This window comes from Leptolyngbya sp. FACHB-60, assembly GCF_014695775.1.
Lineage (GTDB): Bacteria > Cyanobacteriota > Cyanobacteriia > Phormidesmidales > Phormidesmidaceae > Nodosilinea.
In genome coordinates this window covers 128,067-151,622 of the sequence record NZ_JACJOX010000017.1, presented here as the reverse complement: position 1 = coordinate 151,622, position 23,556 = coordinate 128,067, and the positions used below count along the sequence as shown (strand labels likewise).

The following is a 23,556-nucleotide window of genomic DNA, read 5'->3' as shown; positions in this document are numbered from 1 at the left end:
CACTTTAGCTCAACGCCTGCTCGATCGCAGCTTTGAGAGCCGGGTCATTGGGAGCGGTTTGCGGCTCAAAGCGCTCGATTACTTGGCCATCGCGACCGACCAAAAACTTGCCAAAGTTCCAGCCGATGTCGGGGCCGTCGCCAACGAGAAACTGGTAGAGGGGGCTGCGATCGGGGCCGTTGACATCCTGCTTTTCAAGCAGAGTAAAGTCGACGTCGTACTTGGTTTTGGTGAAGTCTTTAATTTCCTCAGGGCTGCCGGGCTCTTGCTTACCAAACTGGTTGCAGGGCACGCCTACGATCACGAAGTCGCGATCGCCGTAGGCCTTATCCAGCTCTACCAAGCCGCTGTACTGAGGTGTCAAGCCGCACTTGCTGGCCACATTCACAAAAAGAATTACCTTATCAGCCAGCACCTCGGGGGCCAAAGGGGCACCGTCTAGGGTGGCGAGGTTTGAAGGAAGAGACATAGGGGGTTAATGGTCTGCACAACGTTGTTATTATCGGTCATCCCTGCCCGGTTGTTGGGCCAATCGCCCCAACCCTATCCGCAGACTCCCTATTTCTGATGATCTTCAGGGAGGCTACGCCAATGACTTTGCTAGGACAAATCCTTGCTCCCTCATTCCCTTATCCCCTCACCCCCTCACCTCCCCAGCCCCTTCGTCGTTCTCCGCTTGCCAAATCGCCTCTAACGTAAATGGCAGGGCCGCTGCTTCTACCGAAATAGAGTTAATTCCCCAGCCGACCAGATCGGCGATCAGTTCGGGGTGACGTACCGGGGCTTGGCCGCAGATGGAGCAGAGCAGGCCGTTGCGGCGGGCCTCCTGTACCAAGTGGGCCATAGCTAGGCGCACGACCGGGTGGCGCTCGTCGTAGGCGGAAGCCATGATGGGCTGGTCGCGATCGATGGCCAGCAGCAGTTGAGTAAGGTCATTAGAGCCAATGGCGATGCCCTGGATGCCAGCCTGGGCGTAGGCGGGCAGCAAGAACAGCACCGAGGGCACCTCGGCCATAATCCACAGGGCAAAGCCGGTGGCGTCGGTGAGACCAACCCGCTCGACCCGCTGGCGGCAGGTAATGGCTTCTTCGACGCTGCGCACAAAGGGCAAAATTAGCTGTAGGTTGCTATAGCCAGCCCGTTGCAGAGTGGCCAATGCCCCTAGCTCAACCTGAAACAGGCGATCGTCAACGTCGTAGCTCAGGGTGCCGCGTAACCCCAGCATCGGATTGGGCTCTACCGGAGGGCTGCCCCGGAGACCTTGCCATTCATGCGATCGCAGATCGAGGCTGCGGTAGCGCAGCGGTCTAGGCTCCAGGGTCTGCAAAATGGGCTCTAACTGCTGCACCAAGCGATTTTGTAGCTCTGCTTCCTGGCCCTGGTTGACCCAGTCCCAAGGGTGGCGGCCTTCCAGCACCTCCAGCAGAAGCCATTCTGAGCGCAATAAGCCAATGCCCGCTACATGGTTGAGAGAAAGGTTGGCCAGGCCCTGGCGCTGGCTGAGGTTGACCATGACCTGGGTGCGCAGCCGGTGGTAGCGGCCCGGTTGATCAGTGGGTAGCGGTTCAGGTACGGGGGGCACGGGGGGGCGAAACGAGACCGCCGCTTCGTCAGTGAGGCCATAGACCACGCCGCGATCGCCGTCGAGCCAGAGCACCATGCCGCTCTCTAGCAGCTGGGTGGCATGGGGGGCACCCACCACCGCCGGAATGCCTACCTCTCTCGCTAAAATAGCCGCGTGGCAGGTGGCACCGCCGCGCTCGGTGACAATGCCCGCTACCGATGGCAGCTGAAAAAAGACATCGGGCTGTAGGTCGGGCAGCACCACAATGCAGCCTGTAGGAAGCAGTTTTGGCAAGTCTTGGGGGCGTTGGGCGACTACGGCAACTCCTTGAATGCATCCCGCTGCGGCCCCAATACCGCGTACGACCGTGCTGGCTAAGGGCAGTAGGGGGGGCTGAGCCCGAGCCTTGACTGGAGGTGGTCGCACTGGGGCCGCAGTTGTCACCGCTGGGTGGGGCCAAGGACCGGCTTCGGTAATGATCAGGGTTGGCTGGTCGGGGTTAGCGCTAGGATGCAGCAGCCATTCTAGGCGCACCCCAGCTCCACCCAAGGCCGTTTGAGCCCGTTCTGCAACCTGCACTAGCCGGGCAAGCTGATCTTGACTGAGGGGAGCGAGCAACTCGGGGCGATCGCGCTCGATCACCTGAATGGGTTGGGCACTGGCCAGCGGGCGGGGGCGGTACTTAGAGGCGGGCCTCAGCTGGTAAATGCGCTCCTGAAACCCTGGCAGCCAGGTGGCCTCAGCAACTTTGCCAGAGCTTACCCAACAGCAGGCTGGGATGGCTTCTCCCCGGGTGAGGGCCATACCTAACCCCGCTACCGCAGCCACAGTAATTTGCTCTTGGCTCAGAATGAGCGTGCCTGACACCAAGGCTGGATACACCGGCATAATCAGCGTGGCCAGGCTCAGATCGCGCAGCCGCTGGCAGTGGAGATCCCAAACTGGCAGACAGCGAGCCGTGAGCGCCTGGCTCCAAAACTGTGGCAGCACCCCAGCCAGATCGGCCCAGTCGGCTTCGATCTGAGCCGGCAGCAGGCCTGGGCTTACCAATCTAGCCGCCTTTGCCTCCTCTAAACCCATTGCCTCTACCCAGAGCGATGCGCGCAGCATCCAGGCGGCGGGGGTAAAGCCATCGGGCTCGGGACGATTGAACTCATCGTCTGCGATCGCCTCGATGCTCGGAATCTCTCGCAGGGCCTTTTGCCACTGTTGGCTGCTCTGCTGTAAGGTCTTAAACCCGTCTTGACACACCGGAGCCAGCCAATCGCCATCGCCATCGGGCCAGGCCATCTGCTCTAAACCGCGGTGCCAGGCCGCCGCCGTCAGCACGCAACCCTGAGCCACAGGCAGCCCCTGCTGCTTGAGCAAGCCTAGGTAATAGGCTTTCTGACCAACGGCCCGTAGATCAGCGCTTTCCAGGGTATGCAATTGTCGAAGACAGGTCATGCTGGGATACGGGGCTAGCCCTCAGCTGTCGCCTAAGGGAGGTGGCCAAATTATTCGGTTTTATAATGCTAGACCCATTGGTCCCTGCGGCGGCTGGGCCTGCTTCAACCCTAGAGCGGCGGTGCCCAGGGGCGATCGCAACGAAGCGCTTTATTTGAAGTCAATATCTTATGTCTATGAGTCTACGCGATGGCCATCGTCTTCGCCCTATACCATGCTAGTGGGATAGGGTGCCTTCCCAGCAGAGATCCCTATTTCTACCCTCGTCCCTGCCCGCTGCGGCCCTGACAATAGATCCAGCGCCTCGGCCATTTATCTATTAGGGCAGATCGCATGCACCGCCGCTCCTCTATTCAGACCTGGCTCAGCCAGGGCAAACGCCAGATGCTCAGCCTGTTTTTGGCCGAGCCCTGCCCCCTGTGTCAGCGATCGACGTCTGCGGTGCTCTGCTCCAGCTGCTGCTGCCAGGTGCAGCAGTGTCAGTCTCCAACGCCTTTCGATCGTAGTATTCCAAGTCTTGCGGTACTCAGCTGGGGGCGCTACGAAGACAGCCTGCGCCAGGCCATTGGCACCTTTAAATACAGTGGTCACACCGGGCTAGCGCAGTTTTTGGGCACCGAACTGGGGCAAACCTGGCTTGACCACAATCCTCGATCTAAGGCATCATCTCGTCCGGTGGCGATCGTACCTATTCCCCTTCACCCTACCCGGTTGCAGCAACGGGGCTTTAACCAAGCTGACCTGCTCGGTCAATGGTTTTGTCGGCTGACCGGGCTGCCGCTACATAGCCATGGCCTATTGCGGGTGCAGGCCACCCAGGCTCAGCACAGCCTCAACCGTCTCAGCCGCCAGCAAAATCTGGCCCAGGCCTTTGTCGTCAACCCAACCCACATCGAGACTCTCCGGCCATCTACCGTGTGGCTGCTCGACGATATCTTCACCACCGGAGCCACTGCTCAATCAGCGGCACAGGTTCTGCGCCGCAGCGGCATCGCCGTGGGCGGCATCTGCACCGTCGCCCGCCCTACAGTCTGGGCAACCCCCACCAGCCCAAAAAAACTTCGACCCTAAGGTAGATGGCTATAGTTTCCTTAGGAAATACTAATAATCCATTGACTCTGTTGCGCCAGCGAGTCGATGCCCTAGTATAAATCTAAAGAAATTATTAACAGCTGCTATGAACCCCCAGCTTCTAAGACACCTGTGGTCTTTGGTAGAACGGTCCCAGAGCAGTCATCTTTTAGCCCTAGATGACCACGGTTTAGTGTGCTGGTTGTTAGCTCAATTCGTTGGGCAGCAGCCAATCAATCAGGCCGAAACCGATCAGCTTCATCACTACATTCGCGACAAAATTCCTCTAATTCGCGACCTGGCGCAGGAGCACTAAACCAAGTTCATTAGGCGTAAGGTTGAGGCTCTCTTGGACCGTCAAACAGATGGATCCGGATGGGTTTAGATTCCCCGCCAGTATATTGTTATCCTTGATGCAAAATGAAAACCCAAACCGTTGGAGTGTTAACCCAGTGCAACACTCCAACGGTTTGGGTATAAGTTTTGCAGTGTCTTTTGTGAGTGAGGATTAATTCATGCGCAAGTGGGGTTTTCTCGCAGCTGCCCTCGGGCTAACGCTGGCCGCCTGTGGTGGCGGAACCACTACTAACACCACCGCTGATGGGGAAGCCGCTCCCGCTGGTGGGGGCCGTCTCGACGTCGTTAAAGGGCGTGGACAGCTGATCTGTGGCGTGGATGGTGGCATTCCGGGCTTTAGCTTCGTGGATGAAAGTGGCGCCTACACCGGCCTTGATGTCGATATCTGTAAGGCCGTAGCCGCCGCTGTTTTAGGCGATGCCGAAGCTGTAGAGTACCGTCGCCTAGACTCGACCGAGCGCTTTACGGCCCTCTCAGGTGGTGAAGTTGACATGCTCTCCCGCAATACCACCTGGACTATCAGCCGTGATACCAGCGTGGGTCTTGAGTTTGCGCCCACCACCTTTTTTGATGGTCAGGGGATGTTGGTGCGTGCAGACAGCGGCATCACGGATCTCGAAGGTTTTGCCGGTAAGGCCATCTGTGTGGAAACCGGAACCACCACTGAGTTGAACCTGACCGACCAAATGCGCCAGCTCAATGTCGATTTTGAGCCGGTGGTGTTTCAAGATGCCGATGCTGCTTATGCCGCTTACGATGAAGGCCGTTGCGAGGGCATGACCTCTGACAAGTCGCAGCTGGTGGCTCGCCGCAGCACGCTGCCCAACCCCGACGAGCACACCCTGCTCGAAGTCACCATGTCTAAAGAGCCTCTGGGCCCTGTGACCACCAACAACGATTCCAGCTGGTACGACGTTGTCAAATGGGTGACCTACGGTCTGATTCAGGCCGAAGAGTTTGGCATTACTTCTGAGAATATTGGCACCTTTGAGGCCACTGAAAACCCTGATATTGCTCGCTTCCTGGGCCAAGAGGGCACTCTCGGTACCGATATGGGACTGCCCAACGACTTCATGGTGCAGGTCATTACCCAAGTGGGTAACTATGGCGAAGTCTACGATCGCAATGTCGGCGCTGACTCTGAGTTTGCCTTAGAGCGCGGCCAAAACGCGCTGTGGAGCGAGGGTGGCCTGATGTACTCTCCTCCTTTCCGTTAGGGAACGCCTGCTGATTGGTGGGAGCCTCTAGCCCTCACCGAATTCTTTACTCCGGATTCACCCCGTTAAAGGCGCAGTCTAGCTGCGCCTTTTTCATAAATCCTTGTAACAAATTGAACTTTTCTTGACATCGCTCTTAGATTATTTTGCTTACAGCGCCAGAACTGTTCGCTTTGCACTGATACACCACAGGTAACGTAAATGGCCCACGATCGCGGTAGCAAAACCTTTGACTTTAAGGCAATGCTGCGAGATGAGCGCTTTTGGAAGATTGCCTTCCAGGTAATTACGCTGATCGTTGTCCTGCTCTTGCTGAGCTTTTTCCTGGGCAATTTAAACCGCAACCTGATTCAGCAGGGACGGGCCTTTGGCTTCAGCTTTTTGCGGAACCCAGCTGGCTTTAGCATTGGCGAAAGCTTGATTCAATATCGCCCCAACGACCCCTATTGGCAGGCGCTGATGGTGGGCCTGGGCAACACCCTGACCCTGGTAGTAGGCGGTATTGTTTTGACCACTCTGCTGGGCGTAGTGGCTGGGGTGGCAAGCTTTTCTAAGAATTGGCTGTTGCAGAAGCTCAGTCGTCTCTATGTGGGGCTGGTGCAAAATATTCCGCTACTGCTCCAGCTGTTTTTTTGGTACTTTGCAATTTTTGGCGCGCTGCCCCGCCCCGAAGCACAGATTGGGGTGCTGGGTCTCGCCTTTTTGAATAACCGGGGGGTTTATATTCCCTGGGCCAGTAGTGCGCTGCTGGCAATATTAGGCATTGCGGCTACGGTTGGGGCGGCGATCGCGGCTCTCTATCTCTGGCGCTGGCGCACCAAAATTCGCATTGAAACTGGGGTCGGTGGCCAAGCCCAGTCGATCGCTCTGGCGGTAGTAGGGCTAGCCTGGCTAGCCATCATTACCCTAGGTATGAACTGGACGATTCCCGAGGGCATTGAGGGCGGTGGCGTAACCGGTGGCCTGCGCCTATCGCGGGAGTATGTGGCCGCTCTAACCGCCCTGGTGTTTTATACCTCCGCTTTCGTGGCGGAAATTGTGCGAGCGGGCATTCAGTCGGTGTCAAAGGGACAGTGGGAAGCCGCCCGCACCCTGGGGCTAAATGCCGGTATGGTAATGCGACTGGTGGTGTTTCCCCAGGCGCTGCGGGTGATTATTCCACCGATGAACAGTCAGTACATGAACCTGACTAAAAACTCTAGCTTGGCCTTTGCGATCGCCTTTCCCGAAATTTATTCGATTGCTACCACCACTTACAACCAAACTGGCCGACCGGTTGAAGTCTTTGTGGTCATGATGGCCACCTATCTAATCCTCTGTCTATTTATAACTTTGGTAATGAACCAGTTCAACCAATCTGTGCAGCTTAAGGAGCGCTAAGCTATGACCTCCGTAACGCCTGACTCTTTCTCCTCTGCACCCCCTGAGATATTGGCTCTGGGACCGGTGGCTTGGGCCAAAAAAAATCTGTTCAGTGACTGGTTCAACAGCCTACTGACTATCGTCATTGTCGGTATCTTGGGCTGGGGTATTTTTCGCCTTATCCTTTGGGCTTTCACCGTCGCCCAGTGGCAGGTCATTCCCAACAACTTTGGCCTGTTCATGTCTGGCACCTTTCCCTCCCAGCTGTACCCCCGTATCTGGGCCTTGCTGGCTGTGGTCTGCGGCCTGGCTGGTTTGTCGTGGGGAGTGCTGGGGCGCAATGTCTCTACCCTGTTTAGCCGGAATGTGCTGATTGGTCTAGGGATCGTTTGTGCATTCATTGTGCTGTTTCCGCCGACCCGACCCAACTCGCTACAGCTGTTGCCGATGGTTGCTCTGGTGGCTGGGGGGGCAGCGGCAGGGCGGCAGATCGGGCGCAAGTTTCCTGGGGTGGGCAAGTGGATCTCGCTGTCCTGGTTTTTATCGTATTTTGTCGCTCTCTGGCTGCTGGGCGGAGGCCTAGGGCTGACCAGAGTATCGACCAACGACTGGGGGGGCTTAGTGCTGACCCTGTTTACGGCAGTGAGCGGCATTGTGCTGTGCTTTCCGCTGGGGCTGCTGCTAGCCCTGGGGCGGCGCAGTGCGCTGCCGGTGGTGCGCTTGCTATCTACCGTCTACATCGAGCTGGTGCGGGGTGTGCCCCTGGTGGCTTTTCTATTCATGGGGCAGGTGATGATTCCGCTGTTTTTGCCGATTGGGTCGCGACCCGATCGCATTCTGCGGGCGATCATTGCGCTGGCTCTGTTTAGCGCCGCCTACCTAGCCGAAAATGTGCGCGCCGGTTTGCAGGCAGTACCTCGCGGCCAGCGTGAGGCTGCTATGTCGTTAGGGTTGAACACCCCCACGACCCTGGGCCTGATTATTCTGCCCCAGGCGCTTAAGATCGCGATTCCGGCGATCGTGGGGCAGTTTATTAGCCTATTTCAAGACACTACGCTGTTGTCTATTGTGGGTTTAGCAGAACTGCTGGGCATCGGTAAATCAATCTTGGCCAACCCGTCCTATCTAGGGCGCTACGCCGAGGTATACCTTTTCTTAGCAGTGATCTACTGGTTCTTCTGCTATGCCATGTCCTTGGCTAGCCGCAGAATTGAGGAGAAGCTCAACACCGAAAACTAGATGCTCTCCGGCAAAATATCTCTCCCGTGTAACAGTTGACAGTCTGGAATCCAGAAAACTCCTAGGGTTAAGGCAAAATAGCATTATCTTGCGCTAGCGCCCCGCCTGTCGGGTTTAGCTATATTGAAAACGTCCATTTCATGAGTTGTTAGCAGCCCCGAGGGCGCGATAAAGAGGAAACCTTTCATGACACAGTTTCAGACGGAGCAACCAGCGGCCCACGCTACCAGCCCCGAGCCCGTGATCGTCGCCCGCGATGTAGAAAAGTGGTATGACAACGGCTTTCACGTGCTCAAGGGCGTCAACATGACGGTCTATAAGGGCGAAGTGCTGGTGGTGATGGGGCCGTCTGGGTCAGGTAAGTCGACCTTTATTCGCACCTTTAACGCGCTAGAACCCTATCAGAAGGGCTCTATTGAGGTCGATGGCATCACTATTTCCCACGACCTGAAAAATATTGAGGCCATCCGCCGTGAGGTGGGCATGGTGTTTCAGCAGTTCAACCTATTCCCCCACCTGACGGTGCTGCAAAACGTGACTTTGGCCCCCATCTGGGTGCGCCGCTGGCCCAAAGCTAAGGCCCAAGAAGTCGCCATGCAGCTGCTAGAGCGGGTGGGCATTTTAGAGCAGGCCCACAAGTTCCCCGGTCAGCTGTCGGGTGGTCAGCAGCAGCGAGTGGCGATCGCCCGTTCCCTCGCTATGCAACCCAAAGTCATGCTTTTTGACGAACCTACCTCCGCCCTCGACCCTGAGATGGTGCGGGAAGTGCTGGATGTGATGCGCGGCTTGGCCGATACGGGAATGACCATGGTATGCGTCACCCACGAAGTTGGCTTTGCCCGCGAGGTAGCCGATCGCGTAGTGCTGATGGATGGCGGTTATCTAATTGAAGAAAACACGCCCCAAGAGTTCTTCAGCAACCCCCGCGAAGACCGTACCCAAAAATTCCTTTCCCAGATTCTTTAGGTGGATATTCTCGAACAGATTCGCCTCGACTACGAGCGGTTCCCTGACGATCAGAGCTACTACCTCTACGCTGAGGATGTGTACTTTAAAGACCCGCTAAACCAGTTTCGCGGCGTCGATCGCTACCAGCGTATGATTGGCTTTATCAGCCGCTGGTTTAAGGATGTTGACCTGCAACTGCACAGGATCGAGTACTCTAGCCCTAGCCAAATTGACACCCGCTGGACTCTGAGTTGGGTTGCTCCATTTCCCTGGCAGCCACGGATGAGCATTCCCGGTCGTAGTGAGCTAGGTCTTGCTCAGGGCAAAGTAATTTCCCACATCGATTACTGGGATTGTTCGCGGCTAGCGGTGCTAAAGCAGGCGTTTAGCTTGAAAAGCTAAATCTCGTCGGGGTCAACGCCGAGCTCTCGCAGGCGCTGGGCAAGGCGATCGCCCCGCTGCTGGGCTGTTTCAGTATCTGTCGGTAGCCAGCACCCCTCAGCATTGCACCATCGTAGCCAGTGACCCCAGATACCTTCAAACTCCCCTGCCCAAACGCCCAGACCGATATTTAAATCCTCTAACCAAACGGTTTCAGGGAGGGAGTCTACAGCTTGCTCTTGATACTGACGACCGATTAGCTTGAAGTAGCGCAGTCGTTGAGTATATCGGCTGTAGACAATGTAATGGGGCACCCGCAGGTAGGTTTCGTACACATCCAACTTACGCGGCACTTGATTTGAATCAATCGGCTCTAGATTCTCGTCCTCTGGCTCGACTTGATCTCCCTGTTGATAGAATCGGCCTAAGTCTTCCTGCTCGGTTCTAGGCGACAAAAATTCCACCACCACTGCCGGGGAGACACCCTCCTGCCAGACCACATAGCTGCGGCGCAAATCGTGACCGTCATAAAGGCGCGGCACACCCACGGCTAAGAACCAATCGGGTCGTTTGTGCCAGAGGGGATGGTGAACGTCGTAGTAAAGGTTTAGATCAGACCCCGTAAACCACTGATTTCGGCTGTAGTCGCTTAAGGCCAGAGTACGACTTAGGAGCTGAGGTTGAAGATCATGAAATTCGTCGGGCAAGCCAGGCTCCTCCGGGAACTCGCTGGGGAGATCGTACATAGTAGGCAGAGTTTCGCGCGGCGATCGCGGCGGGTCGGTCTGCGCAATGGAGTAGCCGGTGGGGTAGGTCATGGCTGGCCAGGGCAACTGAGTTGCTTCTTATTATAGAGAGGGTTAGAAGTGGCTAATCTCTGTGGGCTAGCTGGAGAAACAATGGCTACGATAACCGTCAACGTTGAGAGCGACCGGTAGAGGAGACGGCTATGCGGAAGTTACAGAAGGCCTTAGCTGGAGCCTGCTTGCTATTTGGGCTATCAATTACGCTTCTAGCGACAACCCAACTGATTGGCTCCGACGACGATTGGGAAGATCGGGCCGAGACTGGGTTAGCGTTGGTCATGTTTGGCTTCGCCCCTACAGCGCTGGGCACCTGGCTGGCATGGAATTTGCGAACCAACAACCAGCAGTTATCTCAGGCCGTATCGATTCAGCAGGAGCAGCTTTTTTTACAGCTGCTTCAAAGTCAGGCGGGCGACCTCACCATTGTTCAGTTTGCGGCGGCTGCACAGATGCCAGTTGAGCAGGCCAAAGCGTTTCTCGACCAAAAAGCCCAGGTTCTTAATGCGTCCTTTGATGTCAAAGATACCGGGGCGATTGTCTATCGCTTTCCTTTGTAAAAGCCTACAGATACTCGCGGTTGAGGTAAGGTTGCAGCACCTCAGGTACTCGCACTGAACCGTTGGCCTCTTGATAATTCTCCAGAATGGCGGCCATGGTGCGGCCAATAGCCAACCCCGACCCATTGAGGGTGTGTAGGTACTGAGTGCCTTTTTGACCCGCTGATTTAAACCGAATGTTGGCGCGGCGAGCCTGGAAGTCTAGGCAGTTTGAGCAGCTTGAGATCTCGCGATAGCTCTCAGACGAGGGCATCCACACTTCGAGGTCGTAGGTTTTACAGCTAGAGAAGCCCAGGTCGCCAGTACAAAGCGCCAGCACGCGGTAGGGCAGCTTGAGCTGTTGCAGAATGTCTTCGGCATCGCCCACCAGCGCCTCTAGCTCGTCAAAGGAGGTGTCGGGGTGGACAAATTTGTACATCTCCACCTTGTTGAACTGGTGGAGACGGATTAGACCCCGCGTGTCTTTGCCGTAGCTGCCGGCCTCGCGGCGAAAGCAGGGGGTGTAGGCACAGTAGTGAATCGGCAACTGGTCAGCAGCGAGGATTTCGTCGCGGTGCAGGTTGGTGAGGGGCACCTCGGCGGTGGGGGTAAGCCACAGGTCATCGTTGCGGCACTGAAAGCTTTCTTCGGCAAACTTGGGGAGCTGGCCTGAGGCCGTCAGCGCGGCAGAATTCACCAGATAAGGCGGAATGATTTCGTCGTAGCCCGCTTTAATGTGGCGATCGAGCATGAAGGAAATTAGCGATCGCTCCAACGCAGCACCCGCGCCCTTTAGAACGACAAAGCGGCTCTGAGCAATCTTTTCGGCGGCGCGCTTAAAGTCGAGAATGCCCAGGGTCTCGCCAATCTCCCAGTGAGGTTTAGCGGGCTGCTTGGGCAAGTACTCGTCGCCCCAGCGGCGCACCTCTACATTCTCGGTTTCGTCTTTGCCGACGGGGGTAGTGTCGCTGGGCAGGTTGGGCAAGCCCAGCAGAATAGCCTCAATCTGGGCTTTAATGTCACGCTCCTGGGGTTCCAGGGTTTGCAGCTCGGCCTTGACCTGGTTGCCTTCGTCTTTGAGAGCGGTGACTTCCGGGCCGTTGGGGGCGGCCCCGGCTTTGATGGTCTGACCGACCTGCTTGCCGATCTCGTTGCTGCGGGCTTGGAGCTGCGATCGCACCGTCTCTATCTGGCGCTGCTGCTGGTCTAGCTCTAGCAGCGGGATCAAATCGTATTTACCCCGCTTACCCAGAGCAGACTGTACCTGCTCTGGGTTTTCTCGTATTTGCTTTAGATCTAGCACAGCAGCCCTCTACAATCTGAAATCTGATTTTTTGACAAGAAACCCTTTGCCAATAGATCAGAATATCAGCATTCCTAAAATACCTGCTCAATTTCGGCAATTTCGGGAATAAACTCGCGCAGGCGACGCTCGATGCCCATGCGCAGGGTCATGGCAGAGCTAGGGCAAGAGCCGCAAGCCCCTTGCAGGCGGAGTTTGACCACTGGGCCGTCGATTTCAACCAGCTCTACATTGCCGCCATCGGCCAGCAGGTAAGGGCGTAGTTCATCTAAAACCTGTTCCACATTGGGAGGGGTAAGGGCAAGCGTTTCCATGGGCTATAGCTACCAAAAATATTGAGAGGCCATCTCCATTCTAAGGATTTTGGCCCCAAACCAGAGCAATCAGCCTGATCTGATCGACGAATTCTCCCAGGGATAAAAACTATTTCTTCTCTAGAGCAATTTCTATAGGAAATAACATCGGTTCTCATTTCTTTATAGGGCACATGTCTCGTAGTTGCGTAGACTGGGCCTTGAGGGGTCAAGCTTTGATGGAAAAAATGCTCGGAATCATTGGCAAAAACCCCACCTTTCCTCAGGAAACTCAATATGCCTTTTACGATCGATTCAGCTCGTAATATTTTCCCTAATACTTTAACGGCGGATTCTGTACCCGCAACCATTGCCCGCTTTACCCAACTCAGTGCCGAAGACCAGCTGGCTCTAATCTGGTTCGCCTACTTAGAGATGGGGAGCAGCATTACTATTGCGGCTCCCGGTGCGGCCAGCATGCAGTTTGCTGAAGCCACCATGGAGCAAATTCGCAAGATGCCTTTTCAGGAGCAGTCTCAGGCGATGTGCGACCTGGCGAACCGGGCTGATACGCCCGTTTGTCGCACCTACTCGACCTGGTCGCCCAACATCAAGCTCGGCTTTTGGTACCGCCTGGGCCAGTGGATGGAAGAGGGCTCTGTTGCGCCTATCCCTGAAGGGTATAAGCTGTCGGCCAATGCCGCCGCAGTGTTGCAGTCGATTCGCACCCTAGAGTCTGGTCAGCAGATTACGGTGCTCCGCAATGCGGTTGTCGACATGGGGTTTGACGCCAAGCAAATGGGCAGCTATACCCGTGTCTCTGAGCCGGTTGCACCACCCCAAGACATGGCCAAGCGCAGCCAGGTCACCATTGAGGGGGTTACCAGCCCAACAGTGCTGGCCTACATGGACAACCTCAACGCCAATGACTTCGACGCGTTGATCGAACTTTTCACCCCCGACGGTGCGCTACAGCCTCCCTTTCAGCGCCCGATTACCGGCAAAGAGGGGATTCTCCGGTTCTTTCAGGAAGATTGTCAAAACCTCAAGCTGATTCCAGAGCGGGGGGTCACCGAACAGGCTGAAGATGGCTTTACTCAAATCAAAGTGACCGGCAAGGTGCAGACCCCCTGGTTTGGCGCTGGCGTCGGCATGAATATTGCCTGGCGGTTTTTGCTCAACCCCGATGGCAAGATTTTCTTTGTCGCCATTGACCTGTTGGCCTCACCGAAGGAACTGCTCAACCTGGTTCGCTAGGTCGATGGCTGTGGATGGGATTAGCTGGGCGATCGCCGACCTGAGGTCTACTTGGCCGAAATTAACTTAAGGTTGGCTCATCCCTAGCTAAACCCATGTCCCCTTTTCTGGCTGTTGGGCCTCTCCCGAGACGGAAGACCCAGCAGCCAGAATTGTTTTGAGCCTGGCCAAGATAAGTGTATGAAGGTGGCTGAGGCTCGCTAAGCATCCTGAGGACATTGCAAAGTTTTGCAACATGTCTCTAATATAGAGAAACGTTAAACAAAATCATTGACTGGTTAAGGGCTTAGCTGATTGGAGGCTATAGCGTTTTCACCGGTCTGTTCTCAAGATTCCTTCCTTTAAAAGTCGTAATGCATACCAGCGAACTCCAGTGGTCATCTGAGGAAAAAGACCTTGCTAAGGCGGCGATCGCAGCGGCTTATAGCCGCGAGATCAGCGGATTGGTTCAGGTTGTGCGCGATCGGGCCAGCAGTCTCAACAGTATGGATGACCTTTGGCAACTCCACGATTTTCTCAGCGCCCGCCGTCACGAACTCGACGGCAAGTATGACGATCGCGAGTCAGCCTTGCTGTTTGTCTTTTCGAGTTTGGTGAAAGAAGGCTGGCTGAGCTTGAATGAGCTAGAGGGGCTAGACGCCGCCAAACTATCGAAAATTACTGCCCTCACCCGCATGTTCTAGCTAGGCCGGTTCGCAGATTTAGACCTGGGCTGCTTTGTTTTGGCAAATCTAGAAGTACAAAGCGAAAGGGGAGGTGCTAGTTTTAGCACCTCCCCTTTCATTTGTTTATTTTGCTATGTGAGTTTACAGAACTCTACATGATGCCGATTTGGGACAGAATGCCTTGCCCGGTCAGAAACTCGGTAGCTACACCAATGACGAAGCCTAGCATAGCCAGACGGCCGTTCCAGGTTTCTGCGAAATCTACAAAGCCGAACTTGGTTTGGTTGGTTTCCATGGTGGATATCTCCTAAATGATTAGAGGGGCGAAATCAATATCCTGTTACTTAACGTAACACATATTTTTGGGGTGGAGGTGTGGAAACGATGACTTTTCCCATGGCCGCAGTTCAATCGTTCAAGTCGTTATTCCTACCTAAGCCCGGCACCACCCTGGTCTACAGGTTGGTTAGCCAGGTAACAATGCCATGGCCTGTGGCGACTTCAAACAGCACCGCCGATCCAAAGCCGAGCATCGCTAGGCGACCATTGAGCTTTTCGGCGTATTCATTGAAGCCGAACTGCTGGCTGTCATCGACATAAACTTTTGGTTCAACGGCAAAGTTGTTCAAACGACCGCCTTCTTCGGTGATGTAACCGTTAGTGGTCATGGGGTGTTCTCCGTTGCTTCTGTGAACCGATTGTAACGCAATATAAACAAATATTGCAAACTTGTTTACATTTCTGATGAATTAAGCTGCGCTATACATGGCTATGGCTGCCCTGTTCTCGGTTGCGAGGACAGGGCAGCGGCAAAACTCTGGGTGCTAACTACTAACGGCAAGGGTCATGACGTTGATTGATCTGCAGGGCAGCACGGTGTTGGTGACGGGAGCCTCGCGAGGGATTGGGTCTGCGATCGCCAGTACTCTGCACGGGGCGGGAGCGGCGGTTATTCTTCACTACAGCCAGGGTGAGGCCGAGACGAAACAGCTCGCTGCTGACCTGGAGCATGAGCGCATTCATCTGGTTCAGGCCAATTTGGCGGTGCCAGGGGCTGCCCTAGAGCTGTGGAACCAGTCCCTAGCCTGGCGAGGCAGCGTGAATGCAGTGATTAATAATGCTGCGACTATGCCCGCCGCCTCAATTGCAGCTGAGTGGGATCAGTGGGCGATCGCCTGGCAAGAGACGCTTCAGGTCAACCTCGTTGCCATGGCCGATCTATGTCGAGAGGCAATTCGCCACTTTCAGATTCAGGGGGGCGGCACGTTGGTCAACTTGGCGAGTCGAGCGGCATTTCGGGGTGATGGGCCAGAGTTTATGGCCTATGCGGCGTCGAAGGGTGGGGTGATTGGGCTCACTCGCACGATCGCGAAGGGGTTTGCGGCGGATGGGGTGCGGGCCTATGCGATCGCGCCTGGGTTTGTGCGAACCGATCGCATTGAGCAGGTGATGGCAGAGCGAGGGGCGGAGTATGTGACGCGGGATATCCCGATGGGGGCTCCGGCGGAGCCGCAGGATATTGCCAATTTGGTGGCGTTTTTGGTGGCGGGGTTAGCGCCCCATGCCACAGGGGCGACGTTTGATGTGAATGGGGCGTCCTATTTTCATTAAAGGAACGTAATGAATCGCTCCCCTCTCCCAAAGGACGAGGGGCTGGAGTGAGCCGTGGGTAGGGTGGGCACTGCCTACTATCTAGGATAAGGTTTTCTTAGCCAAAGATCTGGGTTTGCGGCGCACGATTGGGTTCAAAGCCAGATCTGCTGCTGGGGCCATTTTGCTGGCCCCAGGCCCCCGTCAACAAGAACGTTCCGTCGTCCTTGACCTCGCGGAAAGGACTGGCCGATCCTCGGTTTAAACCTTCATTTTGCAAATTGGCTTGTGAGCAACATTCACCCCTACTTCCCTACTCCCTCACCTTCCTCATCCTCTCACCTTCCTCATCAACCCATCCGCCCCCTACTCCCTACTCCCTACTCCCTACTCCCTACTCCCTACTCCTTACTCCCACTTCACCTCTGGGGGCTTCGTCTGCACCAGCAGCTTGCCTCGGGAGAAGACGTGGGTGACGGTGGCGCGGTGGCAGATGGCGTCATAGGGGCTATCTGCATCGAGAACGATGAGGTTGGCGGGTTTGCCGACTTCAAGGCCGTAGGAGTCGTTTAGGGCGAGGGTTTTGGCACCATTGGTCGTGATCATGTCGTAGCTGGCGGCGATTTCGTCTTGGCCGGTCATTTGGCAGACGTGGACGGCCATGGAGGCGACATCGAGCATGTTGCCGGTACCCAGGTTATACCAGGGGTCTTGCACGCAGTCGTGGCCGAGGCTGACGTTGATGCCTTGCTGCCAGAGTTCTTTGACGCGGGTGACGCCGCGCCGTTTGGGGTAGGTGTCGGTGCGGCCCTGAAGGGTGATATTGATCAAGGGGTTGGCGATGAAGTTGATCTGCGATCGCGCCAGCAGACCCATGAGTTTGAAGGCGTAAGCGTTGTTGTAGCTGGCAAAGGCGGTGGTGTGGCTGGCGGTGACCTGAGGCCCAAGGCCCGATCGCACGGCGCAGGCGGCGACCACTTCTAAAAAGCGCGATTGGTCATCGTCGATTTCGTCGCAGTGGATATCGATCAAGCGATCGTAGCGCTGGGCCAGCTCAAAAATGCGGTGTACTGACTGCACGCCGTCTTCGCGGGTCATTTCGTAGTGAGGAATGCCGCCGACGGCATCGGCTCCCAGTTTGAGGGATTCTTCCATCAACTCAAGATTGCCGGGGCTGTCGTAGAGGCCGTCTTGAGGAAAGGCAACGACTTGCATGGTGATCCAGTCTTTGACGGTGTCGCGGACTTCTAGTAGGGCCTTAAGGGCGGTGAGGCTGGTTTCGCTGACGTCGGCATGGCTACGGACAAAGAGCACCCCCTGCTGAGCCTGGAGCTTGAGGGTGGCGATCGCCCGCGCTTTGACATCCTCTAGGGTGAGAGACTGTTTGCGATCGCGCCAGATCTCAATGCCTTCAAACAGGGTGCCACTCTGGTTCCAGCGCGGCTGTCCCGCCGTCAGTGCCGAGTCAAGGTGAATGTGCGATTCTACGAAGGGTGGGCTTACCAGCCTGCCGTCGAGGACAAGCTCCTGGGCGGCTGAACTGGCTAAGTGGGGTTCTATTGCCCGTATGCGGCTATCCTCAAAGCCGATATCGACTGACTCACCGCTGGGTAGCTTACCGTTTCGCAAAATCATGTCCATGGCGAGCCCCTTTGGCGCAGTTTGCCCTGTCGTTACGGCCTCGACTATACCAACTTCGCCCCAGCCAAAGACATCCCCAGCGGGCAACCCCTAATTAAAAATCCCCGACGCTGCCGCTGAGGCAGTGCCGGGGATACGAATTTGAAATGACCTAAGGGGGAAGAACCCTAGGTGAATGCCGGTCGATTGGTCAAGCCTAAGCTAGCAAGCCGAAGCGGCGAATATACCCGGTGCGTGGGCCTCAATCACATTGCCGGTGATGGCGCAGGTGATCATGAGGTAGTCGCAAGCGGCGCACTGAGTTTGCACCTGCTGCTCGGGGTAAGTGTGGTGTCTTTCGGCTAAGTGTCCACAGTTGGGGCAGTGTACTTGTTGAGAATGACCAATCATTTTGTAACTCCGGCAGCTTTTTGACAGAACAATTAAGGGATATTATTTGGGTCAGATCTTATTAAAAACAACTCTCGCAATGGAAAAAATATTGCAAGAATTACTTGAGCAATACTCAAAAATCACAGGCCAAAATCTCATCTTCCCTGTTGTTTATTATCGCCTCGTTCTTTAGGGGACGCAACTCTATTTTATAAATCCTTAATCTTGGGATCAAGCCTGGGGCAATGATCCCCGCCTTTAGATAGAGCAAGCAGGTTGAAGATTGATCGGGTTGTTTACAATTCTGAGGCGACGGATAGCGACCGGCTGTTGAGTTTATCTTTAATCTCTAGGCTTGGATCCCTACCTTTTTGTTCTGATTGTGGGGATCGCTAGTTTTCTTGTCACTATTGTAGGTAGGCTCGGGAACACAAAATAAGTTTATCCAGCTTGATGTGGCGTTATCGTCTGTCTGTGCTCCGCTACGGTTTCTGCTCAATTCTTACTTGGCCATGCGCTATCAAATTCGTCACCTAACCCGCTACCGCTATCAGCAGCCCGTCACCCTGCGGCCCCACACCCTGCGCCTGCGCCCCCGTAGTGATGGTGCTCAGCAGCTGCGGCACTTTACCCTTGAGGTCACCCCAACGCCAACCCAGCAGAGCGCGATCGCAGACACCGATGGCAACAGCACCGTGGGCCTGTGGTTTGCGCCTCACCCCGTAGAGCAGTTTGAAATTATCACCACTGCTGAGGTCGAGACCTGCCGCACCAACCCCTTTGATTATCTGGCTGAGCCCTGGGCTACCACCTTGCCCATCGACTATTCCACCAGCCTAAAAGCCGTGCTAGCGCCCTACTTGGTGTCAGCCAGTGCCCCTGCCCTCGGGCCTGGAGTGGTTGACCTGGCCCAGACGCTGGCTCACCAAGTAGAGGGCAACGTTGGCCTTTTTTTGACCGCTCTGGTGGGCCGCATCTACGAAACCTGTGAGTACACCAACCGTCCAACGGGCGCTCCCTGGCCGGGGGGTATTACCTGGGGCAAAAAGCTGGGCAGCTGCCGCGACTTTGCCGTGCTGTTTATGGAGGCCTGCCAGGCAGTGGGGATAGCGGCTCGCTTTGTCAGCGGCTATGAGGAGGGCGATAGCACAAGTCTCGATCGCGACCTGCACGCCTGGGCCGAGGCCTACGTGCCCGGTGGCGGCTGGCGCGCCTTTGACCCCACCCACGGGCTAGCGGTCAGCGATCGCCATATTGCCCTAGTGGCCAGCCCCTTTCCGGCACAAACTCTGCCCGTCAGCGGCACAACTCAAGAGGGGAGCCGAGTGGGGTCTAGTCTAGAGGCTGAGATTCGGGTGGAGGTGCTGAGAGATTAGGCAGTGAGGAGGATGGGGAAGGTAAGCAGGGAAGGCGAAAGTGTAAAACTCTTGCTTAACCCCATTTCCCTCATCTCCCTTATCTTCCTCACCTCCCTCACTTCCCCAAAGTTTGCCGAGCACGCTTACGCAACTCCTTAGCCGGGCCGTAGTCGGGGTTAATTTGCAAGGCTTTTTCGAGGGCGATGATCGACTGGTCGTAGCGCTGGAGTGCCCAGGTAGCTTCGCCGCGCACGGTCCAGGCTTCGGCTGACTCGCGGTTGCGGGCGATCGCCTGGTCGATGGCGGCAATGGCCTCGGCAGAGCGCCCTAACTTATGCAGCACGCGGCCCCGATCGAGCCAGGCTTCAAACATGGCAGGCATGAGGCGATTGGTGCTCTCGTAGAGCGCTAGGGCGGCTAGCAGCTTTCCCTGCTGTTCTTCTGCATTGCCCTTGCTGCGGACGGCCTCAGGGTAGTAAGTGCTGTAGGCCAGGGCATCGTCGCAGGCCACAATGGCCTCCAGTGGGCGTTTGAGCGCAATCAGGGCTCGGCAGCGCCCTAGGTAGGCTGGCGCATAGTCTGACTGGCTGTCGATGGCTTGGTTGTAGGTAACGAGGGCATCGGGGTGGCGGCCCTGGTAGCGCAGGCGATCGCCCTGGCGGGTCAGGTAGACCGCTTTTTCTTCAGGGGGCAGCAGCAGGCCAAAATCGGTGGTCAGGGTAGGAATTGCCGCCGCCTGAAACGGTACGACAGCCCCTGGACTGGGCTCAAAGGCAATGGTGAGGCTGCTGCGCCAGAGCACTAGCAGGCTGAGCGCCCCCATCAGGCTGCCGACCACCAGCGATCGACGGCGGGCATAGGGCCTAAACTCCTCTAGCGCCAAGTTTGAAGACACTGGCGTCACCGCTTCACTGGCACCATAGGCAAAATTGACTGGAAACAGTGACGTGGAGTCTTGGTCGTCGGCAAAGGCTGTGGGCTCTGAGGTTTCGGTAGGGCCGATGGCGGTATCGCTGTCGTCCCCCGGAAAAGTTGGCCCTCGACCGTTAGCTCCCTTCATCCAGGTTTGGTAGATTTGGGTGCCCAGCAGGCCGTGCAGAGGGTTAGGCAGATTTTGCAGGGCTTCAAGGGCTTCTTGGGCCGTGGGGTAGCGATCGCGAAAATCGTAGCGCACCATTTTGTCGAGCACGGCCGCCAGCGACGATGACACCGTCGGGGCATGGTGGCGCCAGGACAGCTCGCTGGTAATGGGGTCTTCTTCAATTTTTTGGGGATGGATGCCGGTCAACGCTCGAATGCCGAGAATGCCCACGGCATACACGTCGCTGCTAAAGCGTGGCTTGCCTGCATACTGCTCATTGGGCATGTAGCCGTGGGTGCCAATAGCCACAGTGATGTTGGTGGCACCAGTTTCGGCATCGAGTAAGGGGGATGAGGTGACCTGCTTGACCGCCCCAAAGTCGATCAGCACCAGCTTGCCGTCGCGGTGGCGGCGGATGAGGTTAGAGGGCTTAATATCGCGGTGAATCACCTGCTGGCGGTGCACAAAGGAGAGAATCTCCAGCACCTCTTGCAGCAGCAGCACTACCCGTGTCTCGGACCAGGGTTTGCCCTCTTCGACCTGACGGTTGAGGCGGCTACCCTCGACATATTCCTGGGCCAGATAAAACTCTTGATCCTCTTCAAAGTGGGCCATCAGCGACGGAATTTGGGGATGGTTGCCCAACTGATAGAGCACCCGAGCTTCGGTGTCAAACAGCCGCCGGGCCATGTCGAGGGTGCCCGTGTCTTTGTCCTGTACCTTGAGCTGCTTGATCACACACCGAGGGTGGTTCGGCAGGTGTATATCGGTCACCAAAAAGGTACGGCTGAACCCCCCTGACCCCAGCCGCCGGACAACTTGGTACCGTCCTCCCAGTAGTGTTTGCTCCATGCTGCCCAGAATGTCTTTGTCAGCCTGGTCATTTAACCACAGACTCAATAGCCCGGTGCCCAGCGGTAGGCCAGCTGGCTGGTTGCCCACAGCTGCAGCAGAGCCACAGGCGATCGGGCTGGCTTAAGAATTTTTTGGCTCCGAGGTCGGTCTGTTGGGTTGAACGGTCGCGGTTTGAACTGTTGCGTCAAATTTCGCCGCCAATAACCAGCTTTAGTTTAGGGCTTGACTGGCTTTCTTGAGCTGACCGCCAGGGACAACCCCCAGCGACCTTACACACCCTTTACAGCACTTTATCTTAATCTCAAGCCGAGTTAGGGCATTACGCCTCAGGGAGGGGTCGCCTCAGGCAAACCCCAGCCGCTATTTTGGGCAAGCTAAATCTACCCGCTGCGATCGCCCCTGTCGATAGACCAGCGCTGGATTTCTCCTACCTCCCCTTCGTTCACCTCTAGCCCTATGTCACAGCCCCTTTGCCTCGATGCCGAGATCTACCTGGCCGTGCTGAGCGCCCTGCCTGACGCGGTCGTTGTGGCTGACCTGGGCGGGGCACTGCTGTTTTGCAATGCGGCGGCCGAGACCTTGCTCCCAGGGGGAATCGCCGGATTAGGGGGCAGCGGCGACCGGCCAGATTATCAGGTGCTCGATCAGCAGCAGTGGCCCCTCGTGCCGTCAGAACTACCCCTAGGCCGAGTGCTCGCTGGCCAGCACCTACACAACGAAGAATTTATCTTGGCCGTGGGGCACCCCCACCAGACCCACTGGGTGGCCTGTAGCGGTAGCCTGTCTTCTGGCATGGCGCTGCTTACCCTGCGCGATATCTCCGCCGCCAAACAGCAAGAAGCCAGTCTAGTGCAGCAGGCCTTTTATGACCCGCTCACCGGGCTGCCCAACCGCCATTTGTTTGTCGATCGGCTGGGTCAGGCTCTAGCCTGTGCCCAAGACAACCCCCAACGGGTGATGGCGCTGCTGGTCATCGGTCTAGAGCGGTTTAAGCTGATCAACGACAATCTAGGGCACCAGGTAGGCGACGAAATGCTAGTCGAGCTAGGAACCCGGCTCCAGGCCCAGGTTGGCCCCGACAACGCCGTTGCGCGGCTGGGGGGAGACGAGTTTGCCATACTTTTAGACAACCTGACCAGCTACGCTAGTGCGATCGCTCTGACCGAAACAATTCACGCGATGGTGCAGCAACCCTTTGGGCTTCAGCAGGTTTCCGTCAACGCCAGCATTGGGGTTGCCTTCGGCGCCAAGACCTACCAAAGCGCCTTCGACTGGCTACGCGATGCCGATGCGGCCATGGATCAGGTGAAAGATCATCCTGATCGGGCCTGGCAGGTATTTGACAGTTCTCTCAGGGTGCAGAAAGATCTGCGCCTGCAAACCGAAGTTGACCTCCGCCAGGCCATCGATCGCGGGGAGCTACGGCTGCACTACCAGCCTATCGTCACCATCAGCAACGAAGAAATTCGCGGCTTTGAAGCCCTGGTGCGGTGGCAGCATCCCACCCGAGGGCTGCTGATGCCGGGGGAGTTTATCGACGTTGCCGAGGCCAGTGGGCTGATCATTCCCCTGGGCTGGTGGGTGCTGACCGAAGCCTGTCGGCAGATGCAGGTGTGGACTGAGCAGTACCCTGCTATGGCTGAGTTTACGGTCAGCGTCAACATGTCGAGCAAGCAGTTTTCGCAGCAGCACCTCGTCGAAAAAATTCAGAAAATTTTGCTCAACACCGGCTTTGTGGCCAATCGGCTCAAGATTGAACTGACCGAAGGGGTGCTGATCGACCACTCCGACAGCATTATTGCCACCCTTCAGCAAATTAGGGCTCTAGGCATTAAGCTGCTGGTGGATGACTTTGGCACAGGCTATTCTTCCCTGAGCTATCTGCACCGCTTTCCTTTTGACTGCCTGAAGATCGATCGCTCCTTCATTGAAAACGCCGACCAGGACTTTGAAAAGCTGGAGATTTTGCAGTCGGTGGTGCGCCTTGCCTGGAACTTGGGCCTCGATGTGGTTGCCGAAGGAGTCGAGACATCGCGCCACCACGCTCAGCTCAAGGCGCTGCGGTGTGAGCTGGGCCAGGGTTATCTGTATTCCCGTCCCCTAGCACCCGACGCCGTCGAGGCTATGATGGCGAAGAAAGCTGCCCTTTTGTCTGACCTGCCCACTGTCACCCGCCCCGCTTAAGGAGGCGCAGCTGGCAGCAGGGTTACTGGA

23 protein-coding genes are annotated in these 23,556 nt (G+C 56.4%); 13 read left to right on the top strand and 10 right to left on the bottom strand.

The window, feature by feature from the left end:
• Positions 1-4: 4 nt before the first annotated feature.
• On the bottom strand, positions 5-469 hold the full coding sequence (locus tag H6F57_RS05530; RefSeq protein WP_190627814.1) for a glutathione peroxidase: 465 nt from the start codon (positions 467-469) through the stop codon (positions 5-7).
• A gap of 168 nt (positions 470-637) precedes the next feature.
• Positions 638-3,010, bottom strand: coding sequence for a putative PEP-binding protein (locus H6F57_RS05525; RefSeq protein ID WP_190627816.1), 2,373 nt, complete (start codon positions 3,008-3,010; stop codon positions 638-640).
• Between the two features lie 333 nt (positions 3,011-3,343).
• Here H6F57_RS05525 and H6F57_RS05520 point away from each other — a divergent pair, with 333 nt between their 5' ends.
• The 7 genes from H6F57_RS05520 (at position 3,344) to H6F57_RS05490 (ending at position 9,606) form a co-directional block, all read left to right on the top strand.
• The gene (locus tag H6F57_RS05520) at positions 3,344-4,081 is read left to right on the top strand and encodes a ComF family protein (protein WP_190627818.1); all 738 of its coding nucleotides are present in this window, start codon (positions 3,344-3,346) and stop codon (positions 4,079-4,081) included.
• 106 nt (positions 4,082-4,187) lie between these two features.
• On the top strand, positions 4,188-4,397 hold the full coding sequence (locus H6F57_RS05515) for a hypothetical protein (RefSeq protein WP_190627820.1): 210 nt from the start codon (positions 4,188-4,190) through the stop codon (positions 4,395-4,397).
• 199 nt (positions 4,398-4,596) lie between these two features.
• Complete coding sequence (locus tag H6F57_RS05510) at positions 4,597-5,655, top strand: amino acid ABC transporter substrate-binding protein (RefSeq protein ID WP_190627822.1); 1,059 nt, start codon at positions 4,597-4,599, stop codon at positions 5,653-5,655.
• A 201-nt stretch (positions 5,656-5,856) separates the two neighbouring features.
• On the top strand, positions 5,857-7,035 hold the full coding sequence (locus H6F57_RS05505) for an ABC transporter permease subunit (RefSeq protein WP_190627824.1): 1,179 nt from the start codon (positions 5,857-5,859) through the stop codon (positions 7,033-7,035).
• Between the two features lie 3 nt (positions 7,036-7,038).
• Positions 7,039-8,256, top strand: coding sequence for an amino acid ABC transporter permease (locus H6F57_RS05500; RefSeq protein ID WP_190627826.1), 1,218 nt, complete (start codon positions 7,039-7,041; stop codon positions 8,254-8,256).
• A 186-nt stretch (positions 8,257-8,442) separates the two neighbouring features.
• On the top strand, positions 8,443-9,222 hold the full coding sequence (locus H6F57_RS05495) for an amino acid ABC transporter ATP-binding protein (RefSeq protein WP_190627827.1): 780 nt from the start codon (positions 8,443-8,445) through the stop codon (positions 9,220-9,222).
• Positions 9,223-9,606, top strand: coding sequence for a DUF2358 domain-containing protein (locus H6F57_RS05490; protein ID WP_190627829.1), 384 nt, complete (start codon positions 9,223-9,225; stop codon positions 9,604-9,606).
• Here H6F57_RS05490 and H6F57_RS05485 read toward each other — a convergent pair.
• Complete coding sequence (locus H6F57_RS05485) at positions 9,603-10,403, bottom strand: Uma2 family endonuclease (protein WP_190627830.1); 801 nt, start codon at positions 10,401-10,403, stop codon at positions 9,603-9,605. The two genes, H6F57_RS05490 and H6F57_RS05485, sit on opposite strands and share 4 nt — an antisense overlap.
• Positions 10,404-10,534: 131 nt before the next feature.
• Here H6F57_RS05485 and H6F57_RS05480 point away from each other — a divergent pair, with 131 nt between their 5' ends.
• A complete protein-coding gene (locus H6F57_RS05480) occupies positions 10,535-10,948 on the top strand; it encodes a hypothetical protein (RefSeq protein WP_190627832.1) in 414 nt (137 codons plus the stop codon).
• A 4-nt stretch (positions 10,949-10,952) separates the two neighbouring features.
• Here H6F57_RS05480 and serS read toward each other — a convergent pair whose 3' ends face one another.
• Positions 10,953-12,230 carry a serine--tRNA ligase gene (gene serS, locus H6F57_RS05475; protein ID WP_190627834.1) on the bottom strand — a complete coding sequence of 426 codons (1,278 nt, stop codon included), beginning with the start codon at positions 12,228-12,230 and terminating at the stop codon, positions 10,953-10,955.
• A gap of 74 nt (positions 12,231-12,304) precedes the next feature.
• Positions 12,305-12,544, bottom strand: coding sequence for a NifU family protein (locus H6F57_RS05470; RefSeq protein WP_017299982.1), 240 nt, complete (start codon positions 12,542-12,544; stop codon positions 12,305-12,307).
• Positions 12,545-12,820: 276 nt separating this feature from the next.
• Between H6F57_RS05470 and H6F57_RS05465 the strand changes: the two genes are divergently transcribed.
• Positions 12,821-13,780 carry an orange carotenoid-binding protein gene (locus H6F57_RS05465; RefSeq protein ID WP_190627836.1) on the top strand — a complete coding sequence of 320 codons (960 nt, stop codon included), beginning with the start codon at positions 12,821-12,823 and terminating at the stop codon, positions 13,778-13,780.
• Between the two features lie 353 nt (positions 13,781-14,133).
• The gene (locus tag H6F57_RS05460; protein WP_190627838.1) at positions 14,134-14,463 is read left to right on the top strand and encodes a hypothetical protein; all 330 of its coding nucleotides are present in this window, start codon (positions 14,134-14,136) and stop codon (positions 14,461-14,463) included.
• A 133-nt stretch (positions 14,464-14,596) separates the two neighbouring features.
• On the opposite strand, the gene H6F57_RS05455 is transcribed toward H6F57_RS05460, so the two are convergent.
• Positions 14,597-14,740 (bottom strand): chlorophyll a/b-binding protein, encoded by a 144-nt coding sequence (locus tag H6F57_RS05455; protein WP_190627840.1) that lies wholly within the window; start codon positions 14,738-14,740, stop codon positions 14,597-14,599.
• A 160-nt stretch (positions 14,741-14,900) separates the two neighbouring features.
• Positions 14,901-15,155 carry a high light inducible protein gene (locus H6F57_RS05450; RefSeq protein ID WP_347279962.1) on the bottom strand — a complete coding sequence of 85 codons (255 nt, stop codon included), beginning with the start codon at positions 15,153-15,155 and terminating at the stop codon, positions 14,901-14,903.
• A gap of 136 nt (positions 15,156-15,291) precedes the next feature.
• Between H6F57_RS05450 and H6F57_RS05445 the strand changes: the two genes are divergently transcribed.
• Positions 15,292-16,056: an SDR family oxidoreductase gene (locus H6F57_RS05445; RefSeq protein WP_190627844.1), complete on the top strand. Its 765-nt coding sequence runs from the start codon at positions 15,292-15,294 to the stop codon at positions 16,054-16,056.
• A gap of 387 nt (positions 16,057-16,443) precedes the next feature.
• Here H6F57_RS05445 and codA read toward each other — a convergent pair whose 3' ends face one another.
• Together codA and H6F57_RS05435 are read right to left on the bottom strand one after the other, a co-directional pair.
• Positions 16,444-17,676: a cytosine deaminase gene (codA, locus tag H6F57_RS05440; RefSeq protein WP_190627845.1), complete on the bottom strand. Its 1,233-nt coding sequence runs from the start codon at positions 17,674-17,676 to the stop codon at positions 16,444-16,446.
• Between the two features lie 201 nt (positions 17,677-17,877).
• Positions 17,878-18,066, bottom strand: coding sequence for a replication restart DNA helicase PriA (locus H6F57_RS05435; protein ID WP_190627847.1), 189 nt, complete (start codon positions 18,064-18,066; stop codon positions 17,878-17,880).
• Between the two features lie 437 nt (positions 18,067-18,503).
• On the opposite strand from H6F57_RS05435, the gene H6F57_RS05430 reads away from it, so the two are divergent.
• The gene (locus H6F57_RS05430) at positions 18,504-19,424 is read left to right on the top strand and encodes a transglutaminase family protein (RefSeq protein WP_313933600.1); all 921 of its coding nucleotides are present in this window, start codon (positions 18,504-18,506) and stop codon (positions 19,422-19,424) included.
• Positions 19,425-19,521: 97 nt separating this feature from the next.
• Here the strand turns inward: H6F57_RS05430 and H6F57_RS05425 are convergent, their stop codons facing one another.
• Complete coding sequence (locus tag H6F57_RS05425; RefSeq protein WP_313933601.1) at positions 19,522-21,429, bottom strand: serine/threonine-protein kinase; 1,908 nt, start codon at positions 21,427-21,429, stop codon at positions 19,522-19,524.
• Between the two features lie 369 nt (positions 21,430-21,798).
• On the opposite strand from H6F57_RS05425, the gene H6F57_RS05420 reads away from it, so the two are divergent.
• Positions 21,799-23,526: a GGDEF domain-containing phosphodiesterase gene (locus tag H6F57_RS05420; protein WP_190627850.1), complete on the top strand. Its 1,728-nt coding sequence runs from the start codon at positions 21,799-21,801 to the stop codon at positions 23,524-23,526.
• The last annotated feature ends 30 nt before the right edge of the window (positions 23,527-23,556 follow it).